The sequence below is a fragment of the Streptomyces alboniger genome, assembly GCF_008704395.1.
GTDB classification, from domain to species: Bacteria; Actinomycetota; Actinomycetes; order Streptomycetales; family Streptomycetaceae; genus Streptomyces; species Streptomyces alboniger.
On sequence record NZ_CP023695.1, the window covers coordinates 3,103,249 to 3,123,688 of the forward strand.

The following is a 20,440-nucleotide window of genomic DNA, read 5'->3' on the forward strand; positions in this document are numbered from 1 at the left end:
GTTGGTCTCCTTGCCGGTCGGGCCTGGCATGGTCGGTTTTACTCGTAGGGCAACGGTCATCGTATGCGAGGACCCGGCTGCGCCGGGAGGTCTGCCATGAGGTCAACGGGCGAGGGGCGCCGAAGGTGCCGGGTTGTGCCCCTGAGTGCTCCGTGAGCAGTGATCAGGAAGGGCCGGTAAAAACCCTGGCCCCCAGGACGGCACCCCCGCATCATCGCTTGATGGAGCCCGTCACACTCACCACCGAACGCCTGAACCTGCGCGCCTTCACACCCGAGGACGTCGACGAGGTCTACGAGGCCTGCCAGGACCCCGAGATCCAGCGCTGGACCACGATCCCCTCGCCGTACGCGCGCGTGGACGCCGAGAACTTCGTCGGCCGCATGGTCCCGGACGGCTGGCGCAACGACCGGGAGTACACCTTCGCCGTACGCCCCCGGGGCGGCGGCCCCCTGATCGCGGCCACCAGCCTGCACCACCCGCGCTCGGGCACCTGGGAGGTCGGCTACTGGACGGCCAAGGAGCACCGGGGCCGCGGCTATATGACGGAGGCCGTGCTCGGCCTCGCCCGCTGGGCCTTCACGGACCTGCGCTGCCCCCGGCTCGAATGGCGCGCGGAGATCGGCAACACCGGGTCGCGGGCGGTCGTGGAGAAGGCCGGTTTCACCGTCGAGGGCGTGCTCCGCTCGAGCCTGCTGAACAAGGGCACGCTCCGGGACGGCTGGGTGGGCGCCCTGCTCCCCTCGGACATCGCCATGCCGTCCCCGCAGCCGTACCTGCCCGCGAAAACCTGAGGCTCAGCACGCCGCCGAAACCCTCCCTGGCCGGGTGGGATATCCCACCCGACTGTCAGTGCCTCCCCCTATCGTTTCGACCATGACGAGCCTGCCGCGCCCCGCCACCGAACTCTCCGCCGACGACGCCCGGCGCATCGCGCTGCGCGCCCAGGGCTTCCTCGGTGCCCCGGACCGCAAGTCCGGCGTGCGGGGCGTCCTGCGGCACCTCGGCGCGGTCCAGCTCGACACGATCTCGGTCCTGGCCCGCTCGCACGAACTCATTCCGTACGCGCGTCTGGGCCCCGTGGGCCGCGACACGGTCGAGGCGGCGTACTGGACCCGGACCCACGCGTTCGAGTACTGGTCGCACGCCGCGTGCATCCTGCCCGTCGAGGAGTGGCCCCACTTCGCCTTCCGCCGCCGCGCCTACCGCTCCCGCCCGCACTGGCACCACGACCTGCCCGACGGCGCGTACGACCAGGTCATCAAGCAGCTGCGCGCCGAAGGCCCGCTGACCGCCACGGAGTTGGGCGGCGCGAAGAACAAGGGCGAGTGGTGGGACTGGTCCGAGTCGAAGATCGCCGTCGAGCGCGCGCTGATGTACGGCGAGGTGGTGTGCACGGAGCGCCGTTCCTGGAAGCGGGTGTACGACCTGGCGGAGCGCGCGATCCCGGAAGCGCTGCTGCACGACGACCTGAGCGACGCGGAGTGCCTGCGCCGCCTGGTGCGCCTGGCCGGTGAGGCGCTGGGCGTCGGCACCCGCGCGGACATCGCCGACTACCACCGTCTCAAGGGCGAGCAGTTCGACGCGGTGGTCGCGGACTCGGGCCTGGTGCCGGTGACCGTCCAGGGCTGGTCCAAGCCCGCCTGGGCGGACCCGAAGGCCCTGGAGTCGGCGCCCCGCGGCCGGCATCGCACGACACTGCTCTCGCCGTTCGACTCCCTCATCTGGGAGCGGGCGCGCACGGAGCGGATCTTCGGCTTCACCCACCGCCTGGAGGCGTACGTGCCCAAGCCGAAGCGGATACACGGCTATTTCGCGATGCCCCTGCTCGCGGGCGGCAGGCTCCTCGGCCGGGTCGACCCCGCGCGCGAGGGCTCCACCCTGGTGGCCAAGCAGGTCTCCCTCGACACCCCGAAGGCGGTCGAGCCGATGGCTCAGGCGCTGGTGGAGGCGGCGTCCTGGGTCGGCAGCGATTCCGTACGGGTGGAGCGGGTCGACCGCCCGGAGCTGACCGCACCGCTGATCGCCGCGGTCCGCCAACGGATCTGAACGGATCCGGAGGAGACCGGCTAGCGGATCTCGAGGATCTTCTCCCGCATCGCGTAGACCACGGCCTCCATCCTGGAATGCAGCTGCAGCTTCTCCAGGATGTTGCGCACGTGGTTCTTCACGGTGTTCTCGGAGATGAACAACTCCTTGGCGATATCGCGGTTGTTCATCCCGGTGGCGACCAGTTTCAGCACTTCGAGCTCGCGATCCGTCAGCCGGGGCGCGGGCACGAGTCTGCGCTCGTCGGTGCGCTGGATCATCGATTTGAACTCCGTGAGGAGCTTCGATGCCATGGAGGGGCTGATCTGGGACTGCCCGTCTGCGACCGCGCGAATCGCGGTGGCCACCTCGTCCGTGGAGATCTCCTTGAGGAGATAACCGGTGGCACCCGCCTTGATCGCGTCGTAGAGGTCGGCCTCCTCATCGCTTATGGTCAACATGATGATCTTGGCGCTGGGTGCCACCTCCTTGATGGAGGTGCACGCCTCGATGCCGCCGCGTTTCGGCATGCGTACGTCCATGAGCACGATGTCGGGCAGCAGATCGGCGGCCTTGTCCACCGCCTCGGCGCCGTCGCCCGCCTCGCCGACGACCTGGATGTCCTCCTCGGCGGCGAGGACGATCTCCAGGCCGCGGCGGAAGAGGGCGTGGTCATCCACCACAAGGACCCTGATGGGCTCCTTGCGCGGGGCGCTCGCGTCCGTGCCGATGCCGATGCCGTCCCCGGCACCTTCGTGACGCATCGGTCCGAAGCTGTCCGCCATCGTTCCTCCCCCATGAAGGCCGTGGCCTGTTGTGCCTCTGCTGCGCCAACCCGAGGCGGCAGCACGCCGGTTGGCCGGCCCGCCCATGATTTCATGCCCGGCGCCCGCGCGGTGCGCGCACTGGTCGCACGAGGGTGCCCCTGGGGGCGCACAGAGCGCTCCAGGGGCACCACCACGGCGGTCGGGTGCGGTGTCAGCCGCCGAGAGCCCCGCCTCCGCCGCCCGTCTCGACCTGGGCGACCATCGGGTCGGTGTTGAGGCGGATGACGCCGTAGTCGTATGCGTGCCGTCGGTAGACGACGCTCGGTTCCTTGGTTTCGGAGTCGACGAACAAGTAGAAGTCGTGTCCGACCAGTTCCATCTCGTAGAGCGCCTGGTCGAGCGACATGGGTGCCGCGACGTGCGTCTTCTCGCGGACCACGAGGGGGCCTTCGCCCTGGATCTCCAGCGAGCCGATCCTCTTGACCGGCACGCCCTCGGGCTCTTCGTCGCGTACGACGGTGCCGTCTCCGTTGAGCGTCGCGGCGTCCGGGACCCGCTCGGCGACCTCGGCGGCGGAAAGCCTGCCGGTGCCGCGCCGGTTGTGGCGCTTTTCGTGCTGCTTGCGCAGCCGGGCGTCCAGCTTGGCCGTGGCCAGGTCGAGCGCCGCGTACGGATCGGCTGCCGAGGCTTCCGCTCGGATCACGGGTCCGCGTCCGCGGAGGGTGATCTCCACACGGTCGGAACGGTCGGCCTGCCGCGGGTTGGTTTCCTTGGACACCTCGACGTCGAGGCTGATCACCTTGCCGTCGAGCCTCTGGATCTTGTCCAGCTTCAGCTTCTCGGCCACGTGCTTGCGGAACCGCTCGGGCACCTCGGTCTTGCGGCCCTTGACGACGATGTCCACGCAGAACTCCGTTCCCGGATTGCTCCGCTTCGGTGGCGGAGCATCTCCCTTTTGCACCAGACCCCGGTGACTCCCGGGGCCTCGGACTCGGTGACTTCCACCTCCTCCTCCCCCGTGGGCGAGATCTCCACCCCACCGGCCCGGGTGATTGCGGAAACTCACGAATCCGCACCCACCGGCGGCGACCGGCATTCCGATATGCGAGGTGCGGCGTTCGCCATTCCTCACAACCGAACATATCTCGCCCGGGCGGATGTCGTCACCCTCTACTGCGGCATACCTCCATTCGGGTGTATCCGACCTCTCATCACCTGCAACGATGCAAGTTCTCCATCAGTTCCGGTTTATTTCGAAAGAATCCGGCGACGCCGCGACAACGGCAGCACAGATCGCGTTCTCACGGCCCAATACCGCCCTTCGCGCGACGCCCGTTCCCGGATCCCGCACGGCATCCGCTCGCGCACTACTTTCCATGTGTATGTCACGTACCGCACGCGCGGCCTCCGCCAAAGAGGCGCCCGTGGTCATCAGGTCATCCACGACCACGATCCGGCCGCCGTCCGCGAGCAGTCGGCGGCCCCCGGCGCTCACCTCGAGGGCACCCGCCAGATTGGCCTGCCGCTGCCGGGAGTCGAGCCCCGACTGGTCGGCCACCACGCGCCGTTGACGCAGCACCGCGAGCACGCGCGCCGGGATCCCCCTTTGCCGCAGCTCACCCGCCGCGGCGAGCGCGATCCGCCGCGCCGGGTCATGACCACGCGCCCGCACAGAGGCGCGCGCCGACGGCACGGGGACGAGCGACAACGGCACCGCACGCCCCTGTGAGCCGCCGTGTGTGCCGACTACCCACGATCGCGCACCCCTATCACCCCGCCCGCCACTTTCGCCCCGCAGACCGGCGCGCACGGCTTCGGCAAGCGCCACCCCCAGGGGACCGGCAAGCCCCAGGGCGCCACGCTCCTTGTGCGCGAGCAGCACGGCCCGCACGGCATCCTCGTACGCCGCCGCGGCGTGCACGACCGGCAGCCCCCACGGCTCAGGCACCGGCCGCACCCGGCGCGGCGCGGCGCCGCACAGGGCCGCGCGGCACTCGGCGCAGAGCACCGCGCGAGGCCTCCCGCAGCCTCCGCACTCAGCCGGCAGCACCAGGTCGGTCAGGTCCCGCCACCACCCCCGCATGCCCCCACTGTGCCAAGACGGGACCCGCGCGACCACCCCTGTGGATAACCCTCTGTGGACGGTGGGCCGCTGGACGAGGGGCCACCGGACGGCGACGCCGCTGCACAGCGGGGCCGCCCGGCAGCGGGGCCACCGGACGGCGCGAAAGGGAGACGGGCTCACCCCGGATAGACCGGAGCCGACCCCTCCTTCACCACGGTCTGCCACTGCGACCCCGCCGGCAGCCGCACGATCCCGTCGTCCGAATGCGCCACCAGCGGCTGCTGCTCGCTCTCGGACGCCGCGATCTCCTTGACGCCCGTAAGACCCGGCAGCGCCGCGCGCGAGAGCACCGACCCGTCGCACTGGACGTACCGCATCTGCTGCACCCCGCCGGACTCGCGCCCGACCACCACGAGGCGGCTGCCACCCGCCCACGACATGGCCGTGACCTCCTCCATCCGCGGCGCCGCCTGCGTGGGATCGAGTACCGAGATCGTGGGCCGCTCGCCCTCACCGCGCTCCACCCGGCCGATCCACAGCGACGTCTTGCCGTCCTTGCCCTCCACCAGCAGCGCGATGCGTACGCCGTCGGCCGACACCCGCACCGCCTCGATACGACCGTCGAGACCGGGCACCTCGACCTGGACCGGTTCGCCCTCGCCCTTGCCGAGCCAGAGCAGCCGCGGCCGCTTCGGATCCCGGTCGGCCACCCACAGGTCGCCCCTGCCGTCCCAACTGGGCGTGGAGAGACGGTCCTCCTCCGCCGTGGCCCTGCTGCGCACCTGCGCCTTGCCGAGCGTGTCCTCCAGGACCAGCGACCCCGTGTACAGCGCCTTGCCGTCCCGCGACACCCCGGCCGCGCGCTTCTCGTCCCGCGAGACCGCCGCCGAGCGCAGCGGCTGGTCACCCGTGCCGAGGATGCCGTTAACCGGCGCCGGATTCGCGTTGCTCCCGGCGTTGGCCGGCATCCGGACCAGCCGGTGCTTCTCGTCGATGAAGTACTGGTAGTCGGGCCTGTCCGCGCTGCGATGCGCCGCGACGCTCTCGGCGTGACTCTGGCTCAGGACACAGAGCATCGAACCGTTGGAACGCTGCAACGTCACCTGCTCGACCCCCGAAGGCGTCAAGTCCTGCAATGTGAAGAGCAGTTGCGCCGCCATCTCCCGGCACCGCGTCTGGCTGGCGTCATCGGCCTGGCTGTTCAGCTGCACGGTCAGCCGGTTCTGGTCGTCCGGCGCCAGCGACTTGCCGGGATCCTTGAGCCGCGTGCCACTGCGGAACCTCGAATCCACCACCTGGTCCAGCCAGTTGGTCGGCCCCTCCAGCAGCGCCTTCACCGTCTCCGTCAGCGGTTCGATGCGCTGACGTATGTAGATGGGGTCGGCGACGAGCCCCCTCGGGCCGTTCGCACCCGTGCCCGACGGCCCGGCGAAGTAGTACTTGTTGACGGAACGGTAGATGCGCTGGAAGTCCGACTGGCCGAGCACCACGCCCGGCGGCGGCTTGTCGATCCGCCACTCCTTCCGGCCCGGCCCTCCCACCTGGCTCAGATGCACGAACTGGCTGTAGGACGCCGCCGCGGGCCGGTACGCGTGCTGTTTGTCCACCGTCGCGACCTGCTGGCCGGTCAGGGAGAAGCGGCGGCTGCCGTCGGCGTCGTTACCCGCGTTGCCCGCGTCCGTGTTCGGGCCGTCCGCGAGCACCGTCGTGGACCCCTCCGGATCCCAGTCCTTCGACGCCTCCTTGGTCAGATACTTGCGCGCCATCGCGAACTGCGGATCATCGCTGGTCAGCGCCTCAAGGAAGCCCTGCACGATCTCCACGGGCAGCGCGCCCTCGCGGGGCGGCATCGCGTAGACCCGGACCTGCGACTGCGAGTCGGGCCGCTGCGAGGCGTCGACCGACTCCAGGTTCCCGCTGTCGGGCATCGAGGCACAGCCGGCCAGGAGCGCCCCGCAACCGCCCAGCAGCAGCCCCTTGCGCAGCGGGCGCCCACGGCGCACACGACGGCCTCGCCTCTCCCGGTCAGCGCCCACGAGTACTCTCCCCTTCCCTCGCCGAACCCGCACCGGCCTCACCCGCACCGGCCTCACCCGCAGGATCCGGACGCGACTCCAGCGGCTGTGACTCCTGAGGCTGCTCCTCGTCCGGCGACCGGCGCGACACGACCCGCGCCCCGTTTCCGGGCAACGCCGTCAGGTCCACGGCCCCGGCCTGCGCGAGCCGGGGCGCTATCGGCCCCTTCGCCGGTACGGGCGGCGGCACCCTTCCGAACGCCCCGGCCGCCCCGGAGATCCCGGACGCCCCGGACCCCCCGGACGGCTGCGCCGGCACGGTCGCCAGCTTGTTCGAGCCGCCGAGCGGAAGCCCCGCGTCGTTCAGCCCGCGGTGGCGCCGCGAGTCATCGGGCTCCAGCGGTATCGGCGAACCCCGCAGCGGCTCGTCCGCCGTCCTCGGCAACGTAAGCCTGAACTGCGAGCCGCCCCCCGGCTCACCCCACGCCTGAAGCCACCCGCCGTGCAACCGCGCATCCTCCAGAGCGATGGAGAGCCCGAGCCCCGTACCACCGGTGGTACGCGCGCGTGCCGGATCCGCCCGCCAGAAGCGGCTGAACACCCGGGTCGCCTCGCCCGGCTTGAGTCCCACACCGTAGTCACGCACCGCGACCGCCACCGCGCCGCCCGCGGCGGCGAGCCGCACCACGACGTCCTTGCCCTCACCGTGCTCCACGGCGTTGACCACGAGGTTGCGCAGCACCCGCTCCACCCGCCGGGCATCAGCCTCGGCGACCACGGGCTGCTGGTCCCCCACGACCCGTATGTGCGTTCCCTTGCGCTCGGCGAGCATCTCCGCGCCCCCGACCACCCTGCGCACGACCTCACGGAGGTCTATCGGCTCCGCCTCCAGCGCGGCCGCCCCCGCGTCGAACCTACTGATCTCCAGCAGATCCGCGAGCAGCGACTCGAAGCGGTCCAGCTGATCGGCGAGCAACTCCGCCGACCGCGCGGTCACCGGATCGAAGTCCACCCGCGCCTCATGAATCACATCGGCAGCCATCCGCACAGTCGTCAACGGCGTACGCAGCTCATGCGACACGTCCGACACGAACCGCCGCTGCATCCGCGACAGCTCCTCCAGCTGCTGGATCTTCAACTGGAGATTCTGCGCCATCTTGTTGAAGGCCTCACCGAGCCGCGCGATGTCGTCCTCCCCGGTCACCTTCATACGTTCCTGAAGGCGTCCGGCGGACAACCGCTCGGCGATGCCCGCTGCCATACGCACGGGCGTGACCACCTGGCGCACCACCAGCCAGGCGATGGCCCCGAGGAGCACCACCACGAAGAGCCCGGCGGTCGCGAGAGTGGTCCTGACCAGGTTGAGGGACTCCTCCTCCTGCGTCAGCGGAAAGAGGTAATAGAGCTGGTACGGCTCACCGTTGAGGTCGTTGAGCCGCTTGCCGATCACCAGGCCCGGCTGCGCCTCACGCCCGTCGTCGTAAACGATGCGCGTATTGGCCTGGAGGACCTCCGTGCCCTTGTCGACCCGCCCGCGCAGCTCCTCCGGCACGCTCAGGATCGGCTCCACCCCGCCCGAGGCCCGCGAACCGCGCACGCTTCCCGCGTCACTCGTGGAGGTCAGCGTCACCACCGCGAACGCGTTCTGCCCGCCGCTGGACAACTGCTCGACGAGATCGGACATCCACACGGCGGCATTCCGCCCGTCGACCGTGCTGCCGTCAGGCCCCTGGCCCTGCCCCTGTCCCTGCTCGGTGCTCTGCCGCGCCGCGTTCACACTGTCCTGAGCGGCCCGGAAACCCCCGTCGGCCTGGCTCTGCGACGCCTTCACCTTGGCCTTGAGCAGGCCGTTGTTGACCGAACTCAGCACGGCGAAGCCCAGCATCAGGACCACGCCGAGCGACATCAACAGGGTCGTGACGACGACCTTCAGCTGGATGTTGCGCCGCCACAGCCTTACGGCGGGCAGCAGCGGACGGCGCACCCAGCGCACGAAGAGCCGCAGCACCGGGCTGCCCTGCACGCCGCCCTGCAACAGCAGCCCGCCGTCGGCGAGCCGCCCGAACCGCGACGCGCGCCGCGCCGGTCCAGTCCGCCCCGAACGAGCCCCCGGACCGCCGGGCGCCGAGGAGGAACTGTCCCGGGACACGTCAGCTCGGTCCGGCCTTGTAACCGACACCCCGGACGGTCACCACGATCTCCGGCCGCTCCGGGTCCCGCTCGACCTTGGAACGCAGCCGCTGGACGTGCACGTTCACCAGTCGGGTGTCCGCCGCGTGCCGATAGCCCCAGACCTGCTCGAGCAGCACCTCACGCGTGAACACCTGCCACGGCTTGCGCGCCAGCGCCACCAGCAGATCGAACTCCAGCGGCGTCAGCGCGATCGACTGCCCGTCCCGCTTCACGGAATGCCCCGCCACATCGATGACCAGGTCACCTATGGCGAGCTGCTCCGGCGCGGGCTCCTCCGACCTCCGCAGCCGCGCCCTGATCCGGGCCACCAGCTCCTTCGGCTTGAACGGCTTGACGATGTAGTCGTCCGCCCCCGACTCCAGACCGACCACCACATCCACGGTGTCGCTCTTGGCGGTGAGCATGACGATCGGCACCCCGGACTCCGCCCTGATCAGGCGGCACACCTCGATGCCATCCCGCCCCGGCAGCATCAAGTCGAGCAGCACAAGATCCGGCTTGGCCTCCCGGAAAGCGGCCAGCGCCTTGTCGCCATCAGCTACGAACGACGGCTCAAAACCTTCACCACGCAGCACAATCCCGAGCATCTCGGCCAGTGCGGTGTCGTCGTCGACGACAAGGACTCGTCCCTTCATGCCTGACATCATCCCATTCTCGTAACAGTGACAGGGGCGCTGGTGAGTGAGGTCACTGGCCTGTGACGATAGTCGTATCAGGCCATCACTCTGCGCCGATCGGCCGCTGCGGACCTCACATGAAGGTCATCCGACCAGCCCGGTAACGGACGCTGCGCGGGATCACCCATGACACTTCGGCCGCGCGGGACCACCCGTCACACATCAGTCCGAGACGCCCACCGACATCCCCCGCGGCCCGAAAACCCCGGTCGCCACGCCGACCACGCCAAGCACGGCGACCACAAAGCAAGCCTGCTTACGCCTGCGCCATCAACCGATGGGTACGCCCTCAACCGATGGTGACCTGCCGCGACCTGGCACACAGCTCGGCCAGCCCCTCCGCCGTCACCGGCGACAGCACCCCCTCCTCCGTCACGATCGCCGTCACCAGCTCCGGAGGCGTCACATCGAACGCGGGGTTGTACGCCTGCGTCCCCAGCGGCGCCACCGGAATACCGCCTCCCGCCTCCATCCCGATCACCGGCACATGCGGCGCGGTGACCTCCGTCACCTCGTGCCCGGCCCGCTGCTCCACCTCGATGGACGCACCGTCCGGCGTCTCCGGGTCCACGGTCGTCACCGGCGCCACCACGATGAACGGCACATGGTGATACCGCGCGAGCACCGCGAGCGGATAGCTCCCCACCTTGTTCGCCACCGACCCGTCGGCCGCGATGCGGTCGGCACCGATCAGCACGGCATCCACCTCCCCCGCCGCGAACAACGAACCCGCCGCGTTGTCCGTGAGCAGCGTGTACGCCATACCGTTCCGCGCCGCCTCGTACGCGGTGAGCCTGGCCCCCTGCAACAGCGGCCGCGTCTCGTCCACCCACAGCCTGCGCAGGCTCCCCGCCCGATGCGCCCTGAGAGCCACCGCGAACGCCGTGCCCTCCCCGCCCGAGACCAGCGCCCCGGTATTGCAGTGCGTCAGGATCCGGTGCCCACCCCCCGGCAGCATTTCGTCGAGCAGTGCCAGACCGTGCGCCGCCATCCGGGCGCTCGCCTTGGCGTCCTCGGCATGCAGAGCCCGCGCCGCCTCCAGCGCGGCGCCCGCCGCCCGCTCGGGACCGGCCCCGCCCGCCATCGCGGTGCGGTACGCCGCCTGGGCCCGCCGCGCGCCGTACGCGAGATTGACCGCGGTGGGCCGCGCCCCCGCCAACGCGTCCGCCGCCTCGTCCACATCGAACCCACGGGCAGCGGCGAGCGCGACGCCGTACGCCCCCGCGATGCCCAGAAGCGGTGCCCCGCGCACCGCGAGCGTGCGGATCGCCTCCACCAGAGCCGGTGCGTCGGTGCACACCAGCTCGATCTCCTCGCCCGGCAGCCTGGTCTGGTCGAGGAGGACCAGCACGGGGCCTTCAGGTGGGTCGTCCCAGCGGATCGCGGGGATCGCCGGGATCCCGGTCGGCCGTATGTCCTCGCTCGATTGCGCGTACTGATCAGCCATCCGCCCAGTCTGCCCCGTACCCGGCGGACAATTGAAGGTGTCCCACCTCTACGGCACCCGGTCACCCGACCGGTACCCCGTGGCACGATGGCTGGCAACCTGCCGCCGCACCCGCGGACGGGCACCGTGAAGGAGCGACGATGAACGACACTCCGGGCTGGGCTTCGCCCGGATCCGCCCCCTCCGACGGACAGGACTCCGGCAAGCCGGACGCCGCCGAGCCCGCGGACGACGGCCGGCAGAGCGGCCCGTCCAAGTGGTCCAAGGAGCAGCCGCCGCCCGCCCAGTGGTCCCCGCCCAGCGACCCGGGCCCGGGCCGGACCCCGCCTCCGCCACCCCCGCCGCCCGGCCAGGGCGGCGGCTGGGGCTGGGGCAACCAACCCCCGGGCGGCCCCGGCGGCCCAGCGGGCCCCGGCCCCGGCGGCGGCTACCCCGGCTGGGGCGCCTGGCAGGGCCCCCCGCCCGCCGCCAAACCCGGCGTCATCCCGCTCCGCCCGCTCGGCGTAGGCGAGATCCTCGACGGCGCCGTGTCCACGATGCGCGCCCACTGGCGCACGGTCCTCGGCATCTCCCTGACCGTGGCCGTGCTCACGGAGATCGTCGTCGTCCTCCTCCAGGGCCTCGTCCTGAGCGAATCCGCCGACACCGACGCACTCGACGACCCGAGCGCGACCGTCGGCGAGCTGACCCGCGCCATGGGCGACGCCATGCTGAACTCCGGAGTGGTCCTCGTGATCACCCTGCTCGGCACGATCGTCGCCACGGCCCTGCTCACGATGGTCACCAGCCGCGCGGTGCTCGGTAAGTCGGTTACCACCGCCGAAGCCTGGCGGGACTCCCGTCCCCAGCTCGCGAAACTGTTCGGCCTGACCCTGCTCATCCCGGTCATCGCCATCGCGATCGTCGCCGTCGGCATCCTGCCCGGCGTGCTGATCGCGCTGTCCGGCCCCTCCGACGCCGGGGCGAGCCTCGCCGCACTCGGCGGCCTCGCCGCGGGCGTCGCCGCCATCTGGGTCGTGGTCCGCCTCTCCCTCGCCTCCCCCGCGCTCATGCTGGAGAAGCAGGGCGTCAAGAAGTCCCTGACCCGCTCCGCCAAGCTGGTCCGCGGCTCCTGGTGGCGGGTCTTCGGCATCCAGCTGCTCGCCACCGTCATCGCCAACGTCGTGGCGTCGATCATCGTCATCCCGTTCACCTTCATCGCCGGCGCTCTCAGCGGCGAAGGCGTCAGCGGCTTCCTCAACGGCACCGGCGAGCTGGGCTGGACGTTCCTGATCGTCAGCGGCGTCGGCTCCGTCATCGGCTCCACTCTGACGTTCCCGATCACGGCCGGAGTCACCGTGCTCCTCTACATCGACCAGCGGATCCGGCGCGAGGCCCTCGACCTCGAACTCACCCGCGCCGCCGGCACCCCCGGCCAGGGCACCACCCCGCCCGGTACCCCGGGGAGCTGATGCGGTGACCGCGGCGGGGGCAGTGCTCATGGGGCTCGGAGCGGCACCGCTCCTGCCGCGCACCGGGGACGACCCACCGGTGACGATCCCGCGCGTCCCCGGCCGCGAAGCGGCCGAGCGCGAACTGTCCAAGCCGATGTACCACGAGAACGACCCGAGCCTCCTCCACCGCGCCCTGAACGCCTTCTGGAACTGGGTCGACGACCTGTTCTCCGCCGCCGCGGGGGCCACCCCGGGCGGCGGATTCGGCCTCCTCGTCATCGTCCTCGCGGTCGTGGCCCTGGGCGCCGCCCTCTGGTGGCGCCTGGGCACCCCGCACCGCACCCCCGCCTCCGCACCGCTCCTCTTCGACGACCGCCCCCGCAACGCCGCCGAACACCGCGCCGCCGCCGAGGCCCACGCCGCCCAGGGCCACTGGACCCAAGCCGTCCAGGAACGCATGCGCGCCATCGTCCGCGCCCTGGAGGAACGCGCACTCCTGGACCCCCGCCCCGGCCGCACCGCCGACGAAGCCGCAGCGGAAGCAGGCCGCACCCTCCCCGCGCACACCCGCCGACTCCGCTCCGCCGCCCACGAGTTCGACGACGTCACATACGGCGGCCGCACCGCCGACCAACCCGCGTACCGCCGCCTGACCGAGCTGGACCGGGATCTCGAACGCGCCAAGCCGAACCTGACCAGCACCCCCCACACCACCGCGAGCAGCAGCTCCCAGGGAGCCGCCGAATGACCGGCTCCACCCGCCCGGCCGAGCCACCCCAGCCGGCCGCACCCACCACCCCGCGGCAGCCGGACAACACCGCCCCCCTCTCTACGTCGGTCTCCCCGACGCCCCGCCAACTCTGGACCCGCTCCCGGGGCATCGCCCTCGCCCTGGTCACCCTGCTGGCAGCGGCCGTCGCCATCGCCGCAATCCGCTCCGGCGCCCAGCACGGCCGCCTCGACCCCCGCTCCACCGACCCCTACGGCAGCCGAGCCGTCGCCGAACTCCTCGCCGACCACGGCATATCCACACGCGTGGTCACCACCACCGAAGAGGCCCGAACCGCGGCCGGCCCCGACACGACCCTCCTGGTGACCAACCCCGACCTGCTCACCGACGGCCAGCACACTCGCCTCCACACCGCCACCAAGAACTCCGGGGGCCGCACCGTCCTCGTCACCCCCGGCGCCCCGTCGATCGATGCCCTCGCCCCCGGGCTCACCGCGAGCGACACCCCCAGCGCACAATCCACCCTCTCTCCCGGCTGCTCCCTCCCAGCCGCCCGCCGAGCGGGCACCGCCGACATGGGCGGCATCCGCTACGACACCCTCGCCCCCAACGCCGAGGCCTGCTACCTCAGCGACGGCCTCCCCAGCCTCCTGCATCTCCCCGCCCCCCGCGGAAAGGGCGACACCGTCGTCCTCGGTGCCCCCGACATCCTCTACAACGACCGCCTGGACAAGCACGGCAACGCCTCACTCGCCCTCCAACTCCTCGGCACCCGACCCCACGTGGTCTGGTACCTCCCCTCCCTCTCCGACGACCGGGCGGCCGACTCCGAACCCCGCGGCTTCTTCGACCTGGTCCCCTCCGGCTGGCGTTGGGGCACCCTGCAACTCGCCATCGCCGCCGTGCTCGCCGCACTGTGGCGCGCCCGCCGCCTGGGCCCCCTCGTCACCGAACGCCTCCCCGTGGCCATCCGCGCCTCAGAAACCGTCGAAGGCCGTGCCCGCCTCTATCGCAGAGCGAACGCCCGCGACCGCGCGGCCACCGCCCTGCGCACCGCCACCCGCACCCGCCTCGCCCCCCTCGTCGGCGTCTCCCCCGCCCAGGCGCACGCACCCGAGACCCTGATCCCCGCACTGTCCACGCGACTTCGCACCCCCGGCCAAGACCCGCTCCCCCTCCTCTTCGGGCCGCCCCCGGGCAGCGACGCAGCGCTCATCGCCCTAGCCGACCAACTCGACGCCCTCGAAAGTGAGGTACGCCACTCATGATGGACCCGACCACTGACAACGGGCCCACCGGAGATCCCCGCGGCCCCCGCGCTTCCCTCGAAGCCCTGCGCGCGGAGATCTCCAAGGCCGTGGTCGGCCAGGACCCCGCCGTCACCGGCCTCGTCGTCGCCCTCCTCTGCCGCGGCCACGTCCTCCTCGAAGGAGTCCCCGGGGTAGCCAAGACGCTGCTTGTCCGCGCCCTCGCCGCGAGCCTCGAACTCGACACCAAGCGGGTCCAGTTCACCCCGGACCTCATGCCGAGCGACGTCACGGGCTCTCTCGTGTACGACGCGCGCACCACGGAGTTCTCCTTCCAGCCCGGCCCGGTCTTCACGAACCTCCTCCTCGCCGACGAGATCAACCGCACCCCGCCCAAGACCCAGTCCTCGCTCCTCGAAGCGATGGAGGAACGCCAGGTCACGGTCGACGGCACACCCCGCCCGCTCCCCGAGCCCTTCCTCGTCGCGGCCACCCAGAACCCCGTCGAGTACGAGGGCACGTATCCCCTCCCCGAAGCCCAACTCGACCGCTTCCTCCTCAAACTGACGGTCCCTCTCCCCTCCCGCCAGGACGAGATCGACGTCCTCACCCGCCACGCCGACGGCTTCAACCCACGCGACCTGCACGCCGCCGGCGTACGCCCCGTAGCGGGCCCCGCCGACCTGGAGGCCGCCCGCGCGGCGGTCGCCAAGACCTCCATCTCTCCCGAGATCACCGCCTACGTGGTCGACGTGTGCCGCGCCACCCGCGAATCGCCCTCCCTCACCCTGGGCGTCTCCCCGCGAGGCGCCACGGCCCTGCTCTCGACGGCCCGCGCCTGGGCCTGGCTCACCGGCCGCGACTACGTCACCCCCGACGACGTCAAGGCCCTGGCGCTCCCCACCCTCCGCCACCGCGTGCAACTCCGCCCGGAGGCCGAGATGGAAGGCGTCACCGCGGACTCCGTCATCACCGCGATCCTCGCCCACGTCCCGGTACCCCGCTGATGGCCCTCACCGGTCGCGCCGCCCTCCTGGCGGCACTGGGCACCCTCCCCGTAGGCCTCTGGGACCCCAGCTGGACAGGCGTCCTCGCCGTCAACGCTCCCCTGGCCCTGGCCTGCGCCTGCGACTTCGCGCTGGCCGCCCCGGTACGCCGCCTCGCCCTGACCCGCTCCGGCGACACTTCCGTGCGCCTCGGGGAAACCGCCGATGTCGAGCTGACCGTCACCAACCCCTCGGGGCGCCCCCTGCGCGCCGACCTCCGCGACGCCTGGCCACCCAGCAGCTGGCAGCCCGGCACCGAAGTGGCCGCGTCCCGCCAGAGTCTCGCGATCCCGGCCGGCGAACGCCGCCGCCTCACCACTCACCTGCGCCCCACCCGGCGCGGCGACCACCGGTCGGATCGCGTGACGATCCGCTCGTACGGCCCTCTACGCCTCTTCGCCCGCCAGGGCACCCACAGAGCCCCCTGGACCGTACGTGTCCTGCCGCCCTTCACCAGCCGGAAGCACCTCCCCTCCAAACTGGCCCGCCTACGCGAACTCGACGGCCGTACAAGCGTGCTCACGCGCGGCCAGGGCACCGAGTTCGACAGCCTCCGCGACTATGTCCCCGGTGACGACACCCGCTCCATCGACTGGCGCGCCACGGCCCGCCAGTCCACCGTCGCGATCCGCACCTGGCGCCCGGAGCGCGACCGGCACATCCTCCTGGTCCTCGACACGGGCCGCACGTCGGCCGGCCGAGTGGGCGACACCCCCCGCCTCGACGCCTCCATGGACGCCGCGCTGCTCCTCGCCGCCCTCGCCTCCCGCGCCGGCGACCGCGTGGACCTTCTTGCCTACGATCGTCGAGTACGGGCCCTCGTCCAGGGCCGCTCAGCCGGCGACGTCCTTCCCTCCCTGGTCAACGCTTTGGCCATGCTGGAGCCCGAACTCATCGAGACGGACGCCCGGGGCCTGACCTCCGCGGCCCTGCGGACAGCACCTCGCGGTTCCCTGATCGTGCTGCTGACGAGCCTCGACCCGGCCCCCATCGAAGAGGGCTTGCTTCCCGTACTTTCGCGGCTCACGAAGAGCCACAAAGTCCTGCTCGCATCGGTCGCCGACCCCCAACTCGAAGAAATGGCGAATGCCCGCGGCACAGCAGAAGCGGTCTACGACGCGGCAGCAGCCACCCAAGCCCAATCCGAACGACACCGCATAGCGGAGCACCTCACCCGGCGCGGCGTCACGGTAGTGGACGCAACTCCGAACAACCTGGCACCTGCTCTGGCCGACGCCTACCTCTCCCTGAAGGCAGCCGGCCGCCTTTAAGGAAAAGGAGACAAAGGGGGCCTGGGGCCAAAACGCAAAAAAGCCTCAGGCCCTGGACAATGTCCAGGGCCTGAGGCTTTATCAAATTTAGTTCGGCGGCGTCCTACTCTCCCACAGGGTCCCCCCTGCAGTACCATCGGCGCTATGAGGCTTAGCTTCCGGGTTCGGAATGTAACCGGGCGTTTCCCTCATGCTATGACCACCGAAACACTATGAAACTGTCAACCGCACCGCACGTGACCATGTACGGGGTTGTTCGTGGTTTCAGAACCAACACAGTGGACGCGAGCAACTGAGGACAAGCCCTCGGCCTATTAGTACCAGTCACCTCCACCCGTTACCGGGCTTCCAGATCTGGCCTATCAACCCAGTCGTCTACTGGGAGCCTTAACCCCTCAAAGGGGGTGGGAATACTCATCTCGAAGCAGGCTTCCCGCTTAGATGCTTTCAGCGGTTATCCTTTCCGAACGTAGCCAACCAGCCATGCCCTTGGCAGGACAACTGGCACACCAGAGGTTCGTCCGTCCCGGTCCTCTCGTACTAGGGACAGCCCTTCTCAATATTCCTACGCGCACAGAGGATAGGGACCGAACTGTCTCACGACGTTCTAAACCCAGCTCGCGTACCGCTTTAATGGGCGAACAGCCCAACCCTTGGGACCGACTCCAGCCCCAGGATGCGACGAGCCGACATCGAGGTGCCAAACCATCCCGTCGATATGGACTCTTGGGGAAGATCAGCCTGTTATCCCCGGGGTACCTTTTATCCGTTGAGCGACGGCGCTTCCACAAGCCACCGCCGGATCACTAGTCCCGACTTTCGTCCCTGCTCGACCCGTCGGTCTCACAGTCAAGCTCCCTTGTGCACTTACACTCAACACCTGATTACCAACCAGGCTGAGGGAACCTTTGGGCGCCTCCGTTACTCTTTGGGAGGCAACCGCCCCAGTTAAACTACCCATCAGACACTGTCCCTGATCCGGATCACGGACCGAGGTTAGACATCCAGCACGACCAGAGTGGTATTTCAACGGCGACTCCACGAACACTGGCGTGCCCGCTTCAAAGTCTCCCACCTATCCTACACAAGCCGAACCGAACACCAATATCAAACTGTAGTAAAGGTCCCGGGGTCTTTCCGTCCTTCTGCGCGAAACGAGCATCTTTACTCGTAGTGCAATTTCACCGGGCCTATGGTTGAGACAGTCGAGAAGTCGTTACGCCATTCGTGCAGGTCGGAACTTACCCGACAAGGAATTTCGCTACCTTAGGATGGTTATAGTTACCACCGCCGTTTACTGGCGCTTAAGTTCTCAGCTTCGCACACCCGAAAGTGCACTAACCGGTCCCCTTAACGTTCCAGCACCGGGCAGGCGTCAGTCCGTATACATCGCCTTACGGCTTCGCACGGACCTGTGTTTTTAGTAAACAGTCGCTTCTCGCTGGTCTCTGCGGCCACCCCCAGCTCACGGAGTAAATCCGATCACCAGTGATGGCCCCCCTTCTCCCGAAGTTACGGGGGCATTTTGCCGAGTTCCTTAACCATAGTTCACCCGAACGCCTCGGTATTCTCTACCTGACCACCTGAGTCGGTTTAGGGTACGGGCCGCCATGAAACTCGCTAGAGGCTTTTCTCGACAGCATAGGATCATCCACTTCACCACAATCGGCTCGGCATCAGGTCTCAGCCTTAATGTGCGACGGATTTACCTATCACACGGCCTACACCCTTACCCCGGGACAACCACCGCCCGGGCTGGACTACCTTCCTGCGTCACCCCATCACTCACCTACTACCACCTTGGGTCAGCGGCTCCACCACTTCCCTCAACTCCGAAGAGATCAGGACGGCTTCACGGCCTTAGCATTAATGGGCTCGATGTTTGACGCTTCACAGCGGGTACCGGAATATCAACCGGTTATCCATCGACTACGCCTGTCGGCCTCGCCTTAGGTCCCGACTTACCCTGGGCAGATCAGCTTGACCCAGGAACCCTTAGTCAATCGGCGCACACGTTTCTCACGTATGTATCGCTACTCATGCCTGCATTCTCACTCGTGAACCGTCCACCACTGCCTTCCGGCGCAGCTTCACCCGGCACACGACGCTCCCCTACCCATCCCAGCAGGCGTTGGCCCTATATGCTGGAATGACACGACTTCGGCGGTACGCTTGAGCCCCGCTACATTGTCGGCGCGGAATCACTAGACCAGTGAGCTATTACGCACTCTTTCAAGGGTGGCTGCTTCTAAGCCAACCTCCTGGTTGTCTCTGCGACTCCACATCCTTTCCCACTTAGCGTACGCTTAGGGGCCTTAGTCGATGCTCTGGGCTGTTTCCCTCTCGACCATGGAGCTTATCCCCCACAGTCTCACTGCCGTGCTCTCACTTACCGGCATTCGGAGTTTGGCTAAGGTCAGTAACCCGGTAGGGCCCATCGCCTATCCAGTGCTCTACCTCCGGCAAGAAACACACGACGCTGCACCTAAATGCATTTCGGGGAGAACCAGCTATCACGGAGTTTGATTGGCCTTTCACCCCTAACCACAGGTCATCCCCCAGGTTTTCAACCCTGGTGGGTTCGGTCCTCCACGACCTCTTACAGCCGCTTCAACCTGCCCATGGCTAGATCACTCCGCTTCGGGTCTTGAGCGCGCTACTAAACCGCCCTATTCGGACTCGCTTTCGCTACGGCTTCCCCACACGGGTTAACCTCGCAACACACCGCAAACTCGCAGGCTCATTCTTCAAAAGGCACGCAGTCACGAGACACCAAGCAAGCTTGATGTCCGACGCTCCCACGGCTTGTAGGCACACGGTTTCAGGTACTATTTCACTCCGCTCCCGCGGTACTTTTCACCATTCCCTCACGGTACTATCCGCTATCGGTCACCAGGGAATATTTAGGCTTAACGGGTGGTCCCGCCAGATTCACACGGGATTTCTCGGGCCCCGTGCTACTTGGGTGTCTCTCAAACGAGCCGCTGATGTTTCGACTACGGGGGTCTTACCCTCTACGCCGGACCTTTCGCATGTCCTTCGCCTACATCAACGGTTTCTGACTCGTCTCACAGCCGGCAGACTGTGAAAGAGAGATCCCACAACCCCGCATACGCAACCCCTGCCGGGTCTCACACGTATACGGTTTGGCCTCATCCGGTTTCGCTCGCCACTACTCCCGGAATCACGGTTGTTTTCTCTTCCTGCGGGTACTGAGATGTTTCACTTCCCCGCGTTCCCTCCACACTGCCTATGTGTTCAGCAGCGGGTGACAGCCCATGACGACTGCCGGGTTTCCCCATTCGGAAACCCCCGGATCAAAGCCTGGTTGACGACTCCCCGGGGACTATCGTGGCCTCCCACGTCCTTCATCGGTTCCTGGTGCCAAGGCATCCACCGTGCGCCCTTAAAAACTTGGCCACAGATGCTCGCGTCCACTGTGCAGTTCTCAAACAACGACCAACCACCCATCACCCCACCAGCAAAACCAGTGAGTGTACTGGGGTCGGCATCCCGAAGGA

General features: G+C 68.8%; 14 protein-coding genes and 2 rRNA genes. 7 read left to right on the top strand and 9 right to left on the bottom strand.

All coding sequences use genetic code 11. The annotated features are described in order from the left end of the window. Nucleotides 1-221 precede the first annotated feature (221 nt). Together CP975_RS13615 and CP975_RS13620 are read left to right on the top strand one after the other, a co-directional pair. Nucleotides 222-794 (top strand): GNAT family N-acetyltransferase, encoded by a 573-nt coding sequence (locus CP975_RS13615; protein ID WP_055532321.1) that lies wholly within the window; start codon nt 222-224, stop codon nt 792-794. Nucleotides 795-876: 82 nt separating this feature from the next. Next, nucleotides 877-2,049 (top strand): winged helix-turn-helix domain-containing protein, encoded by a 1,173-nt coding sequence (locus CP975_RS13620; RefSeq protein ID WP_055532319.1) that lies wholly within the window; start codon nt 877-879, stop codon nt 2,047-2,049. Between the two features lie 20 nt (nt 2,050-2,069). Here CP975_RS13620 and CP975_RS13625 read toward each other — a convergent pair whose 3' ends face one another. From CP975_RS13625 to mtnA, 7 genes are all read right to left on the bottom strand, one after another. Continuing rightward, a complete protein-coding gene (locus tag CP975_RS13625; RefSeq protein ID WP_055532317.1) occupies nt 2,070-2,813 on the bottom strand; it encodes a response regulator in 744 nt (247 codons plus the stop codon). Nucleotides 2,814-3,006: 193 nt separating this feature from the next. Further along, entirely contained in the window at nt 3,007-3,699 is a 693-nt protein-coding gene (gene hpf / locus CP975_RS13630; protein WP_055532315.1) for a ribosome hibernation-promoting factor, HPF/YfiA family, read from the bottom strand. 333 nt (nt 3,700-4,032) lie between these two features. Further along, on the bottom strand, nt 4,033-4,878 hold the full coding sequence (locus CP975_RS13635) for a ComF family protein (RefSeq protein WP_055532313.1): 846 nt from the start codon (nt 4,876-4,878) through the stop codon (nt 4,033-4,035). Between the two features lie 158 nt (nt 4,879-5,036). Further along, nucleotides 5,037-6,896: an LpqB family beta-propeller domain-containing protein gene (locus CP975_RS13640; protein WP_478492200.1), complete on the bottom strand. Its 1,860-nt coding sequence runs from the start codon at nt 6,894-6,896 to the stop codon at nt 5,037-5,039. Then, entirely contained in the window at nt 6,886-9,024 is a 2,139-nt protein-coding gene (gene mtrB / locus CP975_RS13645; RefSeq protein ID WP_150476920.1) for an MtrAB system histidine kinase MtrB, read from the bottom strand. Before mtrB ends, CP975_RS13640 begins: the two co-directional genes overlap by 11 nt. A 1-nt stretch (nt 9,025) precedes the next feature. Next, nucleotides 9,026-9,715 carry a two-component system response regulator MtrA gene (mtrA, locus tag CP975_RS13650; RefSeq protein WP_189176211.1) on the bottom strand — a complete coding sequence of 230 codons (690 nt, stop codon included), beginning with the start codon at nt 9,713-9,715 and terminating at the stop codon, nt 9,026-9,028. Between the two features lie 319 nt (nt 9,716-10,034). Beyond that, complete coding sequence (gene mtnA, locus CP975_RS13655) at nt 10,035-11,192, bottom strand: S-methyl-5-thioribose-1-phosphate isomerase (RefSeq protein WP_055532311.1); 1,158 nt, start codon at nt 11,190-11,192, stop codon at nt 10,035-10,037. Between the two features lie 140 nt (nt 11,193-11,332). Between mtnA and CP975_RS13660 the strand changes: the two genes are divergently transcribed. From CP975_RS13660 to CP975_RS13680, 5 genes are read left to right on the top strand one after another with little or no spacing between them, the layout of a single operon-like run. Further along, on the top strand, nt 11,333-12,643 hold the full coding sequence (locus CP975_RS13660; protein ID WP_150476921.1) for a DUF7847 domain-containing protein: 1,311 nt from the start codon (nt 11,333-11,335) through the stop codon (nt 12,641-12,643). A gap of 28 nt (nt 12,644-12,671) precedes the next feature. Beyond that, entirely contained in the window at nt 12,672-13,373 is a 702-nt protein-coding gene (locus tag CP975_RS13665; protein ID WP_055536508.1) for a DUF4129 domain-containing protein, read from the top strand. Then, a complete protein-coding gene (locus CP975_RS13670; RefSeq protein ID WP_150476922.1) occupies nt 13,370-14,623 on the top strand; it encodes a DUF4350 domain-containing protein in 1,254 nt (417 codons plus the stop codon). The genes CP975_RS13665 and CP975_RS13670 overlap by 4 nt, the downstream gene beginning before the upstream one ends. Then, nucleotides 14,623-15,609: an AAA family ATPase gene (locus CP975_RS13675; protein ID WP_150476923.1), complete on the top strand. Its 987-nt coding sequence runs from the start codon at nt 14,623-14,625 to the stop codon at nt 15,607-15,609. The genes CP975_RS13670 and CP975_RS13675 overlap by 1 nt, the downstream gene beginning before the upstream one ends. Next, nucleotides 15,609-16,919 carry a DUF58 domain-containing protein gene (locus CP975_RS13680; RefSeq protein ID WP_055536316.1) on the top strand — a complete coding sequence of 437 codons (1,311 nt, stop codon included), beginning with the start codon at nt 15,609-15,611 and terminating at the stop codon, nt 16,917-16,919. Before CP975_RS13675 ends, CP975_RS13680 begins: the two co-directional genes overlap by 1 nt. A 90-nt stretch (nt 16,920-17,009) precedes the next feature. Here the strand turns inward: CP975_RS13680 and rrf are convergent. Beyond that, nucleotides 17,010-17,126 (bottom strand): 5S ribosomal RNA (rrf, locus tag CP975_RS13685). Between the two features lie 87 nt (nt 17,127-17,213). After that, nucleotides 17,214-20,339: ribosomal RNA gene (locus tag CP975_RS13690) — 23S ribosomal RNA — on the bottom strand. Between the last annotated feature and the right edge of the window lie 101 nt (nt 20,340-20,440).